This is a genomic window from Vibrio sp. KUL78 (assembly GCF_059725505.1).
The window spans coordinates 484,321-501,425 of record NZ_AP045838.1 but is presented as its reverse complement, the minus strand read 5'-3'; the positions used below and the strand labels follow the sequence as shown (position 1 = coordinate 501,425).

Here is a 17,105-nt window from a genome sequence, read left to right as displayed (position 1 = left end):
GGAAGAAAAAGTTCACTTTCGCTTCCACCATTATTCTAAGACTCACTATGTTTCTATGGAACTAGTGGGGTCTTTTAAAGGTTAGGTACTGCCTGAACCTTAATATTGTATGAAGGTTGTGCCGCTGTATTGCCATCATTATCGCTAATAACAAGCCCTACATCATCTCCGCCATCCGATAAGCTAAATACACTTGCCGCTGGGTTGAGCACATTAACTCTGAATGAGCAATTTAGATTGCCGAGGACACCAATTTCATACGGCAATTCAGTATGCTCTGGACAATCGATATTAATGACTTCGAAGCCACCACCGGTTAGTCCACCTTCAAATGGTACTCCTCCAAGAGTGAATTCATCCAATGTTATTGGTTCAAAATCAGAATTGTTTGAAATATTGATAGAGAACTCGAACAATAGGCCTACGTTCAAGGTGAAGTCAGTAGGTACGTCTTCATAACTTACGATAGCATTATCCGTAGCGGTCAATGTTTCATTGTCGTCACTGATACCTGTAACAGTGGCCCAGTTTTCATGGTCTGGATCACTAGGTTCACCAATAAGGAACTTAGTGATTGTACAACTGACACTATCTCCGGCCGGTTCTAGCCAAGTATTGTAAAACGAACAGGTACCCTGAGAACCACCGCCGTCAAAAATTGTACCGAAAACGGTATCAACCATGGATTTGAGTTGCACTCTATCGGTTGGGGATTCATTCGTGATAACAAATGTAAAGTCGACGTTTTCACCTGATTCTAGAACCGAATTTTTGTTCGGTGTTTTAGTTAAGTCAAGTGCTCCTGGTACATCAGTAAAGACGACTGTTGCTGTGCCGGAGTCATTGGTCGAATCATTTTCATTATCCACTGCGTATACTGTAGCAGTATTAACGATGGAGTCGCCTGAGTTACCCACTAGGCCGCCTCTAGTGTACGTCATTACACATGATGCACCGATAGCTAATGTACCCACACATGGTGCTTTTTCAGCAGAAGTTAGAGCATAAGGGTTATCGGAAATATCACTTTCAGAGATGATCAAGGCATCTTTGGTCGATGTGTTTTTCACGGTGACGGTGTAAGTCACGGAAGCTGGAACGCCTGGTGCGGTTTCCGCTAACTGAGTAGGTGAAACGGTTTTTGTCACGTCTATATCAGGCGATACGTTATTGACTTTGACGGTTTTAATGGCACTACAGTGGTCGCCATCTACAGCGGATAGTACTGCTGGGCATGAATCACCATCAAGGACTGGGACGCCAAACTGGTTTTCAATGGATGCTTTAACCACATCATCAATTTCTAGGTATCCAATCGGTAGATCTGGCAAGTCGTCAGCGACTACTTTCAGTGTAAATTGACAGGAGTAGGTTTGTTTTGCCAGAATTTCATAAGTTCCTCCTGGCGCTGGTTTAGGACAGGCTGCACTATTTTCTATCAGATAGACGCCGTCACCTGACGGTGTTTCAGTCGCCCCCCACAAGTCTATCACTTCACCATAAGTACCTGCTTTGTTGAAATCGAGGTAGTCAGTTAACGAAGTTATAAACAATGAAGAGTTAGGGTTGATGTTTTCAATGGATACTTTGAAGATAAAGTTACCACCGGGCTCATCTAATGGAGTACTGCTTTCAAGTGTTTTCACTAATGCAGGTGGGTCAATTAAAATGTCGACGTCAAAATTATCACAACGACATTTAGATGGGGCACCAGCAGGTGATGGTGTGTTAGCATCACACCCCGCTTCAGCTCTTTGGTTCCAAGACATACAGTAGTTAAAGTCTGCTTTACCAGAACCATCATCATCCAAACAGGTCATGGTGATAAGCTGCTCATAGTACGTATGAACGCCACTGTAAGGAGAAGCTTTACTGATGTCAGTACAATAATCTAAAGGTGTTTGAGTCCCTGATTTCTTATCGACATCAAACTCAAAACTGAGTCCGTCTATCCAACCCGATGCGCTGTTAGGATCGCGGTTATCACCAATCAAGACTGAACAAACCTTTTCTTGTTCCGGAGTGCTCGGTTCTTGGGGGCTATATGACCCTCCAGGTAACCAGACTGCGTAGTCGTAACGTTGATTGGCGGTAGTTACAACTTCAACATCCGCGAAAAAGGTGACAGGTTCACCTGGTCGACAAGATACGGGATCGCCTGACATATCAGGTTCTGGTGGAAATGTATCAGGTTTAACTCCTTTGATATTGACTACTTGACTGACACGGACATCGTTTGCTGTACAGTTTAAACCCATGTCGGAATAATCCGCTAAACACTCTTGATTGTTTAACTGCGGATAGAATTTGGCGTCGTCTTCAGCTGTGAATGCTGTTTGTCCATATAGAGCCGAGGCACCTATTAACATACAGCTGAACAACTTTTTGTGTTGGCAATGTCTTAAATGTTTCATCATCTACCTTCTTTTTCTTTGAAAGTGATAAAAGTGCGATGTGAATGCCCAATGATGCCAATGCTGCACTTCGGTATCATTGAACACACCAACTCTTTTCCCGATGCTTCAAGACTCCTAGAACATAAGCTTCGAAGTCTTCTCGGATAGCCAACCCATGAGCAAGAAGTAGACCAAACGCTATCTTTATGATTTCACGTACTTTTACGCTCCCTCTGAAAGCGTGTGTAACACTGTAGGTTTACAATGTGTTAATTCTGGCGGACGGGTTCAATGAAATGGTTATGCTTAATTTAGTGAAATCAGAGAGTAAGAAGGGTGCCGAATGTATGTACCTACGGTGTAAAGGTGCATTACATAAAGGCAAGCGCTAACACTCTACAACGTAGCTACAACTATCCATCAGTCTGATTTATGATTTAGGTTGGTTTGTCTTGCAAAGACAGCGGGTGTCTGGATAGGATGGTGACTAACGAAAGTTGTGCCCAGTGCCATTTGGGTTATGATGGCGCTGCATTCGCAGTGGCAGTTACAGATAGATATCATCAATTGATTTGAGACACACTGAAGAAGTAATTAAAGGGGGCGAGATAGTGCCCCTTTTGAATACTGTGAGAGTCGTTTTGTATATAATAACTCTTTTTTGCTTGTTCTTTAGATTGATTAATTCACTATCTCGCCAACATAATACGCATCAAAAAATAACATATGAAGATTATGTTGATCTGCGTCTCTAATTGAAGGTTGAAAACTACGCCTTTCCTTCTCATCCTAGACGCCTACGCCCTCGCTCTATCCTGTTATTAAATGTGCGCTGTCATGCGTTCTGTATGAGAAAACGGCATTCATTCTGTGACCTTACGTCAATCCCTTTGTTATTTATTTGTATTAACTAACTTTACGTATCTGTTTCACATTTTGTTCGGCAGGACCTTTTTTAGGATAGAGACAGGTCAAGTCTTTGATGTAAGACGCCTCTTTTCCCTCTATAACAAAAGGTTTAGAAAGTGGACAATAAAAAACTAAACATGACAGTGGTTGCTAAAACCCTAATACCTCTGCTCTCAGCAGCTGTATTAGCAGGTTGTAACTCGAGTAGTGATTCTGGTACGGATGTTGGCGGAGACACGGGTAATATTGAAGGTCTATATCAGGCGGGTGAAAACGAAGTTGTAATCTACTACAAACGTGATGTAGCTGCGCAATCTGGCGGGACATATGATGGCTGGGGCTTGCACCTTTGGAATGGCGAAGGGTGTGAAAGTACGGATTTAGAAGCGATGAGCATTGGATCTGGCGGCACATCATGGGATAGCCCATACGCTCACTCTGGTATCAGTGATACTTATGGTGCTTATTACGTACTTAAAGTTAACCCAAATGCGTCAGATCCTCATGAGTGTATGAACTTCATTCTGCATAAAGGTGACGAAAAGGCGTTTGGTGGCAACAACCTTAAAGTTGAACTTCGCAACTTAGATGAAAACAAAGGTATCTTCGGCTTCCATGGCAGCAGCAAACTTTATTACGCACCTATTGAAGAGCGCCCGGTAGTGATTGATGGTCGTTCTGCACACTGGATTGATGCAGATACTATTGCTTGGGAATCAGCAGGTTCTGCGAGCAAAGTAGCGCTTTACCACAGCAAAACGGGTGGCATCGAACTTGATGAAGACAAAAACATCTCTGGTGGTGAAAAGCTTGAGCTATCCATTGGTGGCGATCTAAATGATTCGCAGAAAGAGCGCTTCAGACACCTAGCAAGCCTAAAAGCTGTAACGAATAACTTTACCGCGGCTGAGGTTCATGACCTTCTCAAAGGACAAATTGTTCTTGTTGCGTACAACGCTAACGACGAAATCATCTCTGCAACTGAAGTTCAGTCAGCGGGTGTACTAGACTCTGTCTACGCTTCAGAAGATGCAGGTGACGCAATGTCTGAAGAGCTAGGTGCGATCGTTGAAGGTAGCTCTGCAACCTTCAAACTTTGGGCGCCAACGGCTCAGTCTGTGTCTCTTGAAATCTATGATAACGATAAAGGTCTAGAAGAAACGATTACTATGAATGAAAACACCGACAATGGTGTTTGGTCTAGTGATCCAGTTTCTGGTGCGGTTGGTAAGTTCTATCGCTATAAAGTGACGGTTTATCATCCAACAACAGGTAAGGTCGAAGAGCGTCTAGTGACTGACCCGTATTCTTTGAGCGTATCTGCAAACTCTCTCTATTCTCATGTTGTTGATCTTGATGACCCTGATCTAGCTCCGCAAAACTGGGGTGCTGACTTTACTAGCCCAACAACGAAAGATATTGACCACGTACTTTACGAGTCACACATTCGTGACTTTAGTTTTAGCGACACTAACGGTACTACTGCAAACAATGGCAAGTACCTTGCATTTACTGAGTCAGAGCGTGAGTCAGTAAAACATCTACAAGCGCTAAAAGACGCAGGTATGACAACTCTGCACGTGCTGCCAGCATTTGATATTGCAACTGTCGATGAAGTGAACCGCGTAGATATCACAGACACTGTTGGTGACCTATGTGAAGCTAAGTCAGACGCAGCTATTTGTGCGACGGGCAATATGGGTGACACCATTGAATCCGTGCTTGAAGGCTTTGATAGCTCAACTGGTGATGCTCAGGCGCTGATGAATGACCTTCGTATGCTCGATAGCTTCAACTGGGGTTATGACCCGTTCCACTACACAGTGCCTGAAGGTAGCTATGCAAGTGACGCTGACGGTTCTGCACGTATCAAAGAATTCCGTGAAATGGTTCAAGCAACTCATGACATGGGACTCAAGTTCGTTATGGATGTGGTGTACAACCATACTAATGCATCGGGCGTGAATGATAAGTCAGTACTGGATAAGATTGTCCCAGGATACTACCACCGTCTAAACATCAACACGGGTGACGTAGAAATGTCTACGTGCTGTGATAACACAGCAACTGAAAACCTAATGATGGGTAAACTGATGGTCGACTCACTAAAAGTGTGGGCGAACGATTATAACGTTGACGGTTTCCGCTTTGACTTGATGGGCCACCAACCTAAAGACCTAATGGTAGAAGCGCTAGCAGAAGTTAAGAAGATTGATCCTGATACTATCTTCTACGGCGAAGGTTGGGACTTCGGTGAAGTTGCGAACCACGCTCGTTTCGAGCAAGCAACCCAGATCGCAATGGCTGGTACAGGTATCGGTACATTCTCAGATCGTCTACGTGACGCTGTTCGTGGCGGTAGCCCGTTCGACGGTGGCGAAGACACAGATGGTCGCCGTTCACTTAAGTACAACCAAGGTTTTGGTAACGCTGCTTACATGAACGATGAGGTTGAAGACTCTGCTGCAACAACTAAGGCGATGCTTCATAACCAAGACCTAGTTCGTCTAGGTATGGCGGGTAACCTCGCGACTTATGTACTGCTTGACTCACAAGGTGAGACTAAGCTCGGCAAAAACGTAGATTACAATGGTGCACCTGCTGGTTACACAGAGCAACCTTCAGAGAACATCTCTTATGTTTCTAAGCACGATAACCAAACGCTTTGGGATAACAATGCCTATAAGATTGCGTCAGGTACATCGTCTGCAGAGCGTGCGCGCATGCAAACGGTCTCTCTGTCTACTGTGATGATGGGTCAAGGTATTCCATTCATCCACATGGGCTCTGAGTTACTTCGTTCTAAGTCAATGCAACGTGACTCTTACGATTCTGGTGACTGGTATAACCGTGTACGTTTCGATGGTTCAGACAACAACTGGAACGTTGGTCTACCTCGTGAAGACAAAGACGGTTCAAACTGGAACTTGATCAAGGAGATCATCGCAGATTCGACGGCTAAGCCAGATGCAGACGATATCGAGCTGTCCAAACAGCAGTTCATGGAGCTACTTACTATCCGTAACGACAGCGAGCTGTTCCGCCTTGCGACTGCAGCTGAAGTTAAGAACCGCGTAGACTTCCGTAACGTTGGCGCAGACCAAACTCAAGGTCTGATTGTGATGACGATTGATGATGGTACAAGCGCTGGTGCTGATTTAGATAGCAAGTACGATGCGATTGTGGTTGTGATTAACTCAACGGCTACAACTCAAGACTTCACTATCGAAGATACTGCAGGGTTTGTTCTGCACGATGTTCAGAAAGCTTCTGCTGATGATATCGTGAAGACGGCAGAGTTTGCGGATAGCACGTTCACTGTTCCAGCACTAACGACAGCAGTATTTGTTCTGCCACAGAACGGCGCACAAGGTGCTGGTCTACCGGTAGACATGTCGAACAAGGATGTATCAAACCTACCTCCTTACGGTGAAACAGATATTTACGTGCGTGGTAGCTTAACGGGTGATAGCTGGCCTGCGATTGATGAGTTCAAAATGAGCTTCGTTGGTAACGGCATCTACAGCCTAACAGTTGGTTTGGATGCAGGTAATCATGAGTTTAAGTTCGCGGATGCAGACTGGTCTGATGGCACGAACATCGGATGTAACTGGGCTGAACAAGCGAGCGGCTCTATCGACCTTGGTACAGAAGGTAACTGTAAGCTATCGGTTGAAACAGCGGGCAAGTACACGTTCACTGTTGATGCGTCTTACATGCAAAACGATACAGCAGACAAACCAGTTGTTTCAGTCGTTGCAGCACCAGATGCGCCAACTTGGGGTGATACAGCACTATACCTACGTGGCGATGTCACTGATTCTGGTTGGGCTGCGATTGATTCTGCTAAGTTCACTTATGTAGCTAACGACGTGTACGCACTTGAAGTAGCTTTGAGTGCGGGTAACTTCGACATGAAAGTGGCAGATTCTGGTTGGTCAGATGCAACTATCTTTGCACCGGATGCGGAAGGTGTATCTGTTGAGTTCGGTACGCCACTAACACTTGGTGTTGGTCCAGCGACTAAGAACTTAGGCATTGCCATCCCGAGTGCAGGTGATTACCGCTTCGAGGTTAGTTTTGCTGATAAGAGTGCACCAGTGCTTACCGTTACACAGCTATAAGGTTTTTGTAACTTAAATAAAAAGGCAGCGAACATTCGCTGCCTTTTCTCATTGTGCCGATATTTAATTGGAGCTAGGCAACTCGCGTTAGTCGACTACCACCGCGGTACCACTCGCCGATACCATCAACATGCCATTCCCAGTCCCCAGTACTTCATAATCCAAATCCACGCCAACCACTGCGTTAGCGCCCATGTCGCTGGCTTTCTGTTCGAGTTCTTTCAAAGCAATCTCACGGGCTCTTTGTAGTTCACGCTCATAAGTACCAGAGCGACCTCCGACGATGTCGCGCAGTCCTGCAAACATGTCTTTAAAGACGTTAGCACCCAATATTGCTTCGCCGGCAATCACGCCTTTGTAGTTAACAATTCTTTTTCCTTCAACGGTTTGTGTTGTTGTTACTATCATGCTTTGTTCCTTAATGAAGAGTTCCTTAATGAAGAAAGAGATGGTGTGTTATTCACCATAGCAGCTTGGTTGGATTAGAGAAAAGTATCAATTATGGAATCAAAGGGTGCATCACAGTGTCTTGTGAAGTGTTTTCTAGAGGTGGGGTTAGGGGACATGAGATATAGAGAAGGAGAGCAACGCTCTCCTTCTCAAAGATTATTTCTTAACTGGGGTGTAACCGTACTCTTCGATCAACATCTGCCCTTCGGCTGAAAGCACATATTTGATGAACTTGTCTGCATCGTCATCGATATCGTCTTTCTTGTGCAGCAGCAAGAATGGGCGAGCCAGTTTGTATTTGCCTTCCGAGATATTTTTGGTTGAAGCGTCAATGCCTTCGAACTGAATCGCTTTAACTGAGCGGTCAACTGAGCCTTCAGAGATAAAACCAATCGCGTGTGGGTTGTGGTTCACAATGGTTTTTACCATGCTGTTGCTGTTAACGACCAAGTTGGTTGGGTTAATATCCGAAACAGTTCTGTCGTTAATAACGCGAGTTAGACCCAATAGGTTTTCAAAGCTTGCGCGAGTACCTGATGAGGCTTCGCGAGTCACCACTGCGATCTTTTGATCTGGACCACCAAGTTGCTTCCAGTTGGAGATCTTACCTTTATAGATATTGAACAGCTGTTCACGAGTTACGTTTTGAACTGGGTTTGCAAGGTTAACGACAACCGCAAGACCGTCATAGGCGATTGGAAAGACTTCTAGAGACTCATTATTTTCTTGGACTGTGAGATAGCGGCTGCTCATGCCAATGTCAGTCGCGCCTTTTTCCAAAAGAGTGATGCCTGCAGTTGAACCCACGCCTTGCACTGCAATGAATGTGTTCGAGTTTTGGTTGTTGTATTGTTCTGCTAAAACATCCATTACTCGCGCAACAGAGGTTGAACCTGAAACGTTCACTTCTTCTGCTTGAACATGGGCAATGCTGGTAATAGAGAGTAGGGTGGCTAGCGCGATGCGAAGCATAGGAAAACTCCAAATAAAGTAAGAATTTGCCACATCATATTTCGTTAGTGTGACACTTTTGTGAATTGGCAAAGCTCGCTGTTGGGCTGGCTCCCAAAAACATTCTTTTGGACTATGCAACGCTAACAAACTACCCAAAAAGCAGTTATATTAAATGTATCTAACTAGAGGTGTGGTGTATGACGCTTATTCAAATGTCACAGTGCCGTTTAGAGCGGTGTGCGGAGATTGTTTGCAGTAACCGTAATCGCAGTATGCCCGTTGAACTCGGAAAGTCTCTATTTGAAATGCTAGAGCAGGGCGTAGTATTTTCTAAAGCACACTATCTGCTTGATTCCACTTCTTCGAGTTACACCAGTGCAGTAGCCAAAGTCGAACTGGATCCAAATGATCAGAATTGGTTGGTGTTTGTTCCCGATGAAGAAGACGGCGAAACTTGGATACCTTATCCGTTTCTTGGCAAAAGCTCAGATCTCACCGCCGTTATGCGAGAAATCGAAAAAGACCCGAAAGCTTACTTCTGGTAAAGCGTTTGAGAGTTATGTATTAAGAGATACAAAAAATGGGAGCCTAGGCTCCCATTTTTGCGAATGGAGAATTACTTCTGTTCTTCGGTCTCTGTCGCCGTCTCTACCTCAGCAGGTAACTCAGCAAATACCTCAACAGGTTGAGCAACTAGGCTACGCGTCTCTTGGTTTACATCTGAAAGTACGACTTTCAGCGTGTCGCCTAAGCGATAAACCACTTCTTTATCGATCGACACTGTGCCTGTTTCGTTGTTGCTTTCGATACGCTCTTTGTTGGCAACGATTAGCGGGTTAGGGATAAACACACCAGCGCCATTTTCTAGAAGACGAGCACGCATGCCTGCACGGTTGATGTCGAAGATCTCAGCGGTGAACTCTGTCCCAGCTTTTGGTTCGTTTTCAAGAGTACGAGCGTACAGCCAATCACCGACTGTTCTTTCAGCGATCTTATGGTGCTTACGGTGAATCGCGAGCTCTTCGCCTAGCGCATCATCTGGCTTCTGAATTGGTTCATTACCAAGAATCAACGCTTTGAGAAGACGGTGGTTAACCATGTCGCCGTATTTACGAATCGGAGAGGTCCAAGTCGCGTAAACATCCAGTCCCATCGCGAAGTGCGCATCAGGCTGGTTGCTGATTTCGCTGTAGGCTTGGTACTTGCGAATACGGTTGTCTAGGTAGCTTGACTCAAGCGCACCAAGGTCGCGACGAAGCGCTGCAAAGCCTTCGAGTGTCGATAGAGATTCAGCGGTATACGTCGCTTCTTCCTTATCTTGGTTTACAAGTTCAACCACGTCTTTTAATTTGTCAGCTTTAAAGCCTAGGTGGGTGTTGAACACGCCGTAGCCAAATGCTTTGCTAATTGCACGACCCGCACAGATATTAGCCGTGATCATCGATTCTTCAACTAGTCGATTAGCTGTGCGGCGCATATCCGCGTGAATAGCGACGACGTCGTTGTCGTCACTTAGTTCAAAACGATAGTCTGGACGATCTGGGAATACAACTGCGTGAGTTTCACGCCAATTGGCACGAGCTTTGGCAAACTCGCTCAGGTCAGTCACAACTTTGGCGATCTCTTCTGTCGGTTGCCATTTTTCACAACTGCCTGTTTCAAGCCAATCCGACACATGGTCATACGCTAAACGAGCATGTGACTTTATGTTGGCAGCGAAGAATTTGATGTCATCTGCAATAACACCATCGGCATCAACGGTCACTTGGCAGCAGATTGCTGGGCGTACTTCATTCTCAATGAGAGAGCAAAGGTCATCAGCAAGGTCGCGAGGTAGCATCGGAATGTTTCGACCAGGTAGGTAGATAGTAAAGCCACGCTCGCGCGCTACTTTATCCATATTATCTTCTGGAGTGATGTATGCAGTTGGGTCAGCGATAGCAATCGTAAGTTCGAACTGGCCATCTTCTCTCTTTTTCGCATACAGTGCATCGTCCATATCTTTGGTGGATTCACCATCGATAGTGACGAAAGGCATGTCAGTTAGGTCAATGCGCTCTAGTGCTGCGTCATCTTTAATTTCCCAAGTATCAAGACCTTCTGGCTCAGTGTTTGGCAAATCGTTTTGCGCCAGGGTTACCCACCAAGGTGCAATTTTGTCGTCGGCGTCAGTGATCTTCTCAGTAATCTCGACAAAGAAGCCATTGTCACCTTTAAGAGGGTGTCGAATAAGCTGAGCAACGACCCAGTCACCTTCTTTTAGCTCGTCTGACTTAAGACCTTTGATGGTCTTAGCTTTCAACGTCAGCTTCTTTAGTTGCGGATGATCGGGTGTAACGTTCAGTTTGCCTTTAAACAACTTAACGCGACCAATAAAGCGGGTTACGCCTTGCTCTACAAGCTCTTGAGGTTCTGCTACTTCACGCTCTTTTTCCGTACGAATGATCGCGACAACTTTATCGCCATGCATACACTTCTTCATGTACGGAGGCGGAATAAAGAAACTATTTTTAGCGTCCACTTCTAGGAAACCAAAACCTTTCTCAGTCGCTTTGATGGTCCCTTCTTTTTTAGGAAGGTTTTCTTGAATTTGCTGCTTAAGTTGAGCGAGTAACGGATTGTCTTGAAACATGTAGCGTTTATATACCTTTGCTTGAGAGAAGCGATTATTGCGGTGGATTCTACCATTGGATTGATATGGCGTCACACACAAGTTGAAGTAAATCGAGACAGGACAGTCGCAGCAATAGTTAAGTTGCTAAGTCACTAAAAGCATGAATGTTTGTTTTCTAACCGAGAAATGTGTCAGTTTGACTATGGTTTATACAGATTTTTGTCATTGAGGAGAAAATTGTGATGTATTTCAATTTTTTCTAGCTTTTTTTGTGCTTTTAGGGAATAATCCGCCTCCTTGTTTACGTCCCTAGCGGCTTGATGCGATTTGTTACTTATCCGCATCTGAATGGAATCAGCTCTTAATCGATTGTTTTTAGAGACAATCTGGATCAGTTTGGAATTGGTAGAGCTCGTGGGACCTAGTTATTAATCTAAGAATGGGATCCCAATGACAGATTCTACTATCCAGTTTAGCGATTTAGCGCTGAACGACGCAATCCTTTCTGCTCTTGACGGAATGGGTTTTGTTTCTCCAACGCCTATCCAAGCTGCAGCTATTCCTCACCTTCTAGAAGGTAAAGACGCGCTAGGTAAAGCACAAACTGGTACTGGTAAAACAGCTGCTTTCTCTCTTCCTCTACTTAACAAGCTAGACCTTGGTCAACGTAAGCCACAGGCTATCGTTCTTGCCCCAACTCGCGAACTAGCGATTCAGGTTGCTGCTGAAGTTAAGAACCTTGGTAAAAACGTTGCTGGTCTTAAAGTTCTAGAAATCTACGGTGGTGCATCTATCGTTGATCAAATGCGTGCACTTAAATCTGGTGCTCACATTGTTGTTGGTACTCCTGGCCGTGTTCAAGACCTTATCAACCGTGACCGTCTACACCTAGACGAAGTACACACGTTTGTTCTTGATGAAGCTGATGAAATGCTAAACATGGGCTTTGTTGACGACGTAACAGAGATCATGGAGCACGCTCCAGAAACAGCACAACGCGTACTTTTCTCTGCGACTATGCCTCCAATGCTTAAGAAGATCGTTGACCGTTTCCTTCGTGAGCCAGAGTACATCGACGTTGCTGGTAAAAACCACACAGTTGACAAAGTAGAGCAGCAGTTCTGGGTTGTTAAAGGCGTTGAGAAAGACGAAGCAATGTCTCGTCTTCTTGAAACAGAAGAAACTGACGCGTCAATCGTATTCGTACGTACTCGTCAAGATACTGAGCGTCTTGCAGACTGGCTATCAGCACGCGGCTTCAAGGCAGCGGCACTGCACGGTGACATTCCTCAGTCTCTACGTGAGCGTACTGTTGATCACATCAAACAAGGTGTTATCGACATCCTAGTTGCGACTGACGTTGTTGCACGTGGTCTAGACGTTCCACGTATTACGCACGTATTCAACTACGACATCCCATTCGATGTTGAGTCTTACATCCACCGTATCGGCCGTACTGGACGTGCTGGACGTAAAGGTAAAGCGATCCTTCTAGTTCGCACTAACCAAATCCGTATGCTTCGCACTATCGAGCGCGTAACTAAGTCTTCAATGGAAGAAATCCAACTTCCTCTACGTGACAAGGTTGCAGAAGCTCGCCTAGTTAAACTTGGTGAAGAACTAGCTCAAGAAACTGAGCACAAGTCACTAGACAAGTTTGCTGAGCTTGTTGAGAAGCTACAAGAAACTCTAGAGATTGACGCAGCAACACTTGCGGCAATCCTTCTTAAGCGCCAACAGGGTAAACGTCCACTGTTCTACATTGGTGAAGACCCAATGATCGCTGCTATCGAGCGTGACAAGCAGCGTCGCAAAGAGCGCCGTGAAAACCGCGATCGCGACGGTGGTCGTGACGGCGGTCGCAACTTCAACACTCAAGACTGGGATACATACCAGCTTCAAGTGGGTCGCGAGCAAGGCGTTCAAGTTAAAGACATCGTTGGCGCACTAGCAAACGAGCTAGGCCTAACTAAAGGTTCTATCGGTGCTATCAAGCTAGATCGTGAATCAACTTACGTTCAGCTTCCAAAAGCAATGACTTCAGATGTTGCTGGTAAGCTACAGAAACTACGTATCCGTCAAAAAGAAGCGGGTGCAGTAGTGGTTGACTTCAACGACTTCCGTGAGCCTCGTGGTCGTCGTGACGGCGGTCGTCGCGATGGTGGCGGCTACCGTGGTAACCGCGACGGCAACCGTGATGGCGGTGGCTACCGTGGCAACCGTGACGGTAACCGTGAAGGCGGTCGTGGCCGTGGTCGTGATGGCGAGCGTCGTTTTGATCGTAACCGTGGTGGCGATCACCGTGGTAGCCACCGTGGCGAGCGTTCATTCTCACGCAACCGTCGTGATGAAGCTTAAAAATAGTTGAGCACTCAAAAATAGTTGAAAGCCGAGCGTAAGCTCGGCTTTTTTGTATGATGAATATGCAACCTGTCTGCGAAGCTACTATAATCAAGGGATGCAATCGATTAAATTCAAATCGTGAATTAAATAATATGTTGATCATCATCAATAAATATCATTTTGATACAATCGAATTCTTAAAAGAAAGTTGAAACATTCAAAAAATATTGAATAATACTACTAATGTTTGGAAGTCGACTTCCATCAATGCTCAATAACAGGATAAATCCCCCCATGTCTAATTCGTTTGTTCTCGTAATCAACTCTGGTAGCTCATCTTTGAAGTTTGCCGTGATTGATTCACAAAATGGTGAAGCAGTACTTTCTGGTCTTGGCGAGTGCTTTGGCCTTCCTGAGTCTCGTATGAGCTGGAAATTCAATGGTGAAAAAACTGAAATCGCTATCGAAGGCGATGACAGCCACCACAAAATTGCTATCAGCAAGCTAGTAGGTCTGACTGATGAACTAGGTCTACAAGAGAACATCGTAGCTGTTGGTCACCGTATCGTTCACGGTGGTGAGAAATTCACTAAGACTGTACGCATTAACGAAGAAGTGACGGCGGAAATCGAAAAACTTGCGGATCTTGCTCCACTACATAACCCTGCAGGTGCTATCGGTATCCGAGCTGCGATGGAAGCGTTTCCTTCTCTTCCTCAGTTTGCTGTGTTCGACACTGCATTCCACCAAACTATGCCTGAAAAAGCATTCACTGGCGCAATCTCTAACGAGCTTTACAAAGAGTACGGTATCCGTCGTTACGGTTTCCACGGCACAAGCCACTACTTTGTAAGCCGTGAAGCGGCGAAAATGCTGAACAAACCGGTTGAAGAATCGAGCTTTATCTCTGTTCACCTAGGTAACGGCGCATCAGTATGTGCTATCAGCAACGGCGAAAGTGTTGATACGTCAATGGGCTTTACTCCGCTAGCTGGTCTTATGATGGGCACGCGCTCTGGTGACCTTGATCCAGGCATCATTGAGTTCTTGATGAAAAAAGGCTGGAGCCAAGAGAAAGTTTTCGAAACGCTTAACAAGAAATCTGGTTTCCTAGGTGTATCTGGTCTAACGTCAGACGCACGTGGCATCCTAGAAGCGATGGAAGAAGGTCATGAAGGCGCGAAACTAGCGTTCGAGGTATTCACATACCGCGTAGCTAAGTACATCGGTTCTTACATGATTCCACTGTCTAGCCTAGACGCAGTAATCTTCACTGGCGGCATTGGTGAGAACTCTCTAGACATCCGTCGCGAAATCCTGAGCAACCTAAAACTACTAGGTTTCGTTGAAGATGCGAAAGGTAACGAAGACGCGCGCTTCGGTAATGCTGGCATCATCGGTAAATCTGAACTGCTAAACGCGGTTGCTATGGTTATCCCAACTAACGAAGAATTCGTTATCGCTCAACAATCAGTTGAACTGCTTTAATCATTAGATACCCCAATATCTATTGACCCTCGACCCGGAGTGCCTGACTCCGGGTTTTTTTGTTTTAAGTCGCCACAAACCCTCAATCCAGTCAAAACAAAAAGAACCTTTTTCGCATAGCATTCCTTTTATTTGATTTGACTAATATTTATTCACCTATTTTACTTAGTTATAAAATAATCAAAAGGAGGAAGGAACCTCTGATGATCCGAGAAAGCGCGAACCATGCTGAGCGGTACACTATTAAAAGACTAGTTACGGCCAACATCTCTCCGATAATTGTCAGTGATTTGCAAGGAAAGTTACTTTACGTTGATAACTCGTACGCTAGTGTATTGGGTTACAAACAGAACGAGTTATTCTCTCCAAATGTCGTTATATCGCACCCTGATAGCCTCGGTTTAAACAAGCTTGCCAGAGATGCATTGATTGATCAGATCATTGATGAGATATCTATCGATAAGGCCTATTTAAAGAAAAATGGTGACATACTCAATGCTGAGCTCAAGATGAAGCTCTATTTCGATAAAGTGAATTTGCAAAAAGTACTTGTCTCACGGGTTAACTATGCGAGTGAGAAGCGCTGCTTAAATGATCTTTATGCGCTGGCGTATTGTGATGCATTAACAGGACTGTACAACCGCAACTATCTAAGTATTGTTGAGCACATCTTTAGTCCTAGCTTCTATAGCTACATGCTCTATTTCGATATTAATAAATTCAAGCAGCTAAATGATGAATTTGGCCACCAGTTTGGCGATCAGGTACTGATTGATTTTTCGCGACACTTACGTTCAGCGACGAATGATCTAGGTACTCATATCCGTTTAGGGGGGGATGAGTTTATTACTCTGTTGTCAGGTGTACGTGATCAAAAGCTCCTTACTGAAATGGTCAGAAATTTAGAGTCATTCAAAGTGATCACACCGAGCAGTTGTTCAACTAAAGTAAGTGTGAGCGTTGGGGTTGTTCCTATCAACGAACAATCAAACTCCTTGAGTAAAACAATTGCCATCGCCGATACTGCGATGTACTGCAAAAAACGGCACCTTAGGCGCCAGAACTCGTAAAGTAAATTGTTGAAATTTCTATAAAGTCATGTTTAGTTTATCGTCATATCAATGAGTTAGTGGTCGATGGGGATAATCATGTCTAAAGTTATACTGACCGGTTACATAGAAGTACCGAGCGAAGAAACTAGCGTTGTAACTGAAGCTCTGAATGAGCATATTTTACTTACTCGCAAAGAGTCGGGTTGCATCGTTTTCAAAGTCACCCCACATGATGATATTTCTGGTCGATTCGATGTTTATGAAGAGTTTGTTGATACGGCCGCTTTCGAGTTTCATCAAGCTCGCGTTGCTAAATCAAATTGGGGAAAAGTTACCGTGAATGTTATGCGCTTCTATGAGGTTGTTTATAGTTAAGTGTATTCAAGGGCTATAATCGTCGGTAGAAGGAGCAGGGAATATGTTATGGATTATCACCAAATACCTGCTCACAGCTGGCGTAGTAGTCTTGATCTCTGAAGTAGCGAAGCGAAGTGACAAGCTTGGTGCTTTGATCGCAGCGTTACCCGTTGTGACCATTCTTGCTTTAATCTGGATGTATGCAGAAGGGCAAAGTCAGCAAAAGCTAGCAAATCATGCTTACTATACCTTTTGGTATGTATTGCCGACGTTGCCAATGTTTCTTCTCTTTCCACTTCTGCTAAGTCGTTATTCTTTTTGGTGGTCCTTGGGTGTTGGGGCATTAGTGTCGATAGGCTGCTTCTTTGCCGTTGCCTATGTCGCGAAAGGTATGGGTATCGAACTGATTTGATGGAAG

Annotated in this window: 11 protein-coding genes; 7 read left to right on the top strand and 4 right to left on the bottom strand. The window is 44.9% G+C overall.

Annotated features, from left to right (window positions below):
- Window positions 1-74 precede the first annotated feature (74 nt).
- Window positions 75-2,417, bottom strand: a complete 2,343-nt coding sequence (locus AC6I8Y_RS18895) for a hypothetical protein (protein WP_498022650.1) — start codon at window positions 2,415-2,417, stop codon at window positions 75-77.
- A gap of 1,004 nt (window positions 2,418-3,421) precedes the next feature.
- Between AC6I8Y_RS18895 and pulA the strand changes: the two genes are divergently transcribed.
- Entirely contained in the window at window positions 3,422-7,429 is a 4,008-nt protein-coding gene (gene pulA, locus AC6I8Y_RS18890) for a pullulanase-type alpha-1,6-glucosidase (protein ID WP_498022649.1), read from the top strand.
- Between the two features lie 87 nt (window positions 7,430-7,516).
- Here pulA and AC6I8Y_RS18885 read toward each other — a convergent pair whose 3' ends face one another.
- Window positions 7,517-7,837, bottom strand: a complete 321-nt coding sequence (locus AC6I8Y_RS18885; protein WP_042470328.1) for a heavy metal-binding domain-containing protein — start codon at window positions 7,835-7,837, stop codon at window positions 7,517-7,519.
- A 198-nt stretch (window positions 7,838-8,035) separates the two neighbouring features.
- Window positions 8,036-8,851, bottom strand: coding sequence for a phosphate ABC transporter substrate-binding protein (locus AC6I8Y_RS18880; RefSeq protein ID WP_394151151.1), 816 nt, complete (start codon window positions 8,849-8,851; stop codon window positions 8,036-8,038).
- Window positions 8,852-9,030: 179 nt separating this feature from the next.
- On the opposite strand from AC6I8Y_RS18880, the gene AC6I8Y_RS18875 reads away from it, so the two are divergent.
- Window positions 9,031-9,378: a DUF3024 domain-containing protein gene (locus tag AC6I8Y_RS18875; protein ID WP_042470331.1), complete on the top strand. Its 348-nt coding sequence runs from the start codon at window positions 9,031-9,033 to the stop codon at window positions 9,376-9,378.
- Between the two features lie 71 nt (window positions 9,379-9,449).
- Here the strand turns inward: AC6I8Y_RS18875 and rnb are convergent, their stop codons facing one another.
- A complete protein-coding gene (gene rnb, locus AC6I8Y_RS18870; RefSeq protein WP_498022648.1) occupies window positions 9,450-11,465 on the bottom strand; it encodes an exoribonuclease II in 2,016 nt (671 codons plus the stop codon).
- A 432-nt stretch (window positions 11,466-11,897) separates the two neighbouring features.
- Between rnb and AC6I8Y_RS18865 the strand changes: the two genes are divergently transcribed.
- The 5 genes from AC6I8Y_RS18865 to AC6I8Y_RS18845 all read left to right on the top strand — a co-directional run bounded on the left by AC6I8Y_RS18865 (window position 11,898) and on the right by AC6I8Y_RS18845 (window position 17,099).
- Window positions 11,898-13,805, top strand: a complete 1,908-nt coding sequence (locus tag AC6I8Y_RS18865; RefSeq protein WP_042470333.1) for a DEAD/DEAH box helicase — start codon at window positions 11,898-11,900, stop codon at window positions 13,803-13,805.
- 279 nt (window positions 13,806-14,084) lie between these two features.
- Window positions 14,085-15,278, top strand: coding sequence for an acetate/propionate family kinase (locus tag AC6I8Y_RS18860; protein WP_394151149.1), 1,194 nt, complete (start codon window positions 14,085-14,087; stop codon window positions 15,276-15,278).
- A 203-nt stretch (window positions 15,279-15,481) separates the two neighbouring features.
- Window positions 15,482-16,348: a diguanylate cyclase domain-containing protein gene (locus tag AC6I8Y_RS18855; protein ID WP_394151148.1), complete on the top strand. Its 867-nt coding sequence runs from the start codon at window positions 15,482-15,484 to the stop codon at window positions 16,346-16,348.
- A gap of 78 nt (window positions 16,349-16,426) precedes the next feature.
- Complete coding sequence (locus AC6I8Y_RS18850) at window positions 16,427-16,705, top strand: putative quinol monooxygenase (protein ID WP_394151147.1); 279 nt, start codon at window positions 16,427-16,429, stop codon at window positions 16,703-16,705.
- 43 nt (window positions 16,706-16,748) lie between these two features.
- Window positions 16,749-17,099 carry a DUF3147 family protein gene (locus AC6I8Y_RS18845; RefSeq protein WP_394151146.1) on the top strand — a complete coding sequence of 117 codons (351 nt, stop codon included), beginning with the start codon at window positions 16,749-16,751 and terminating at the stop codon, window positions 17,097-17,099.
- Window positions 17,100-17,105 lie beyond the last annotated feature (6 nt).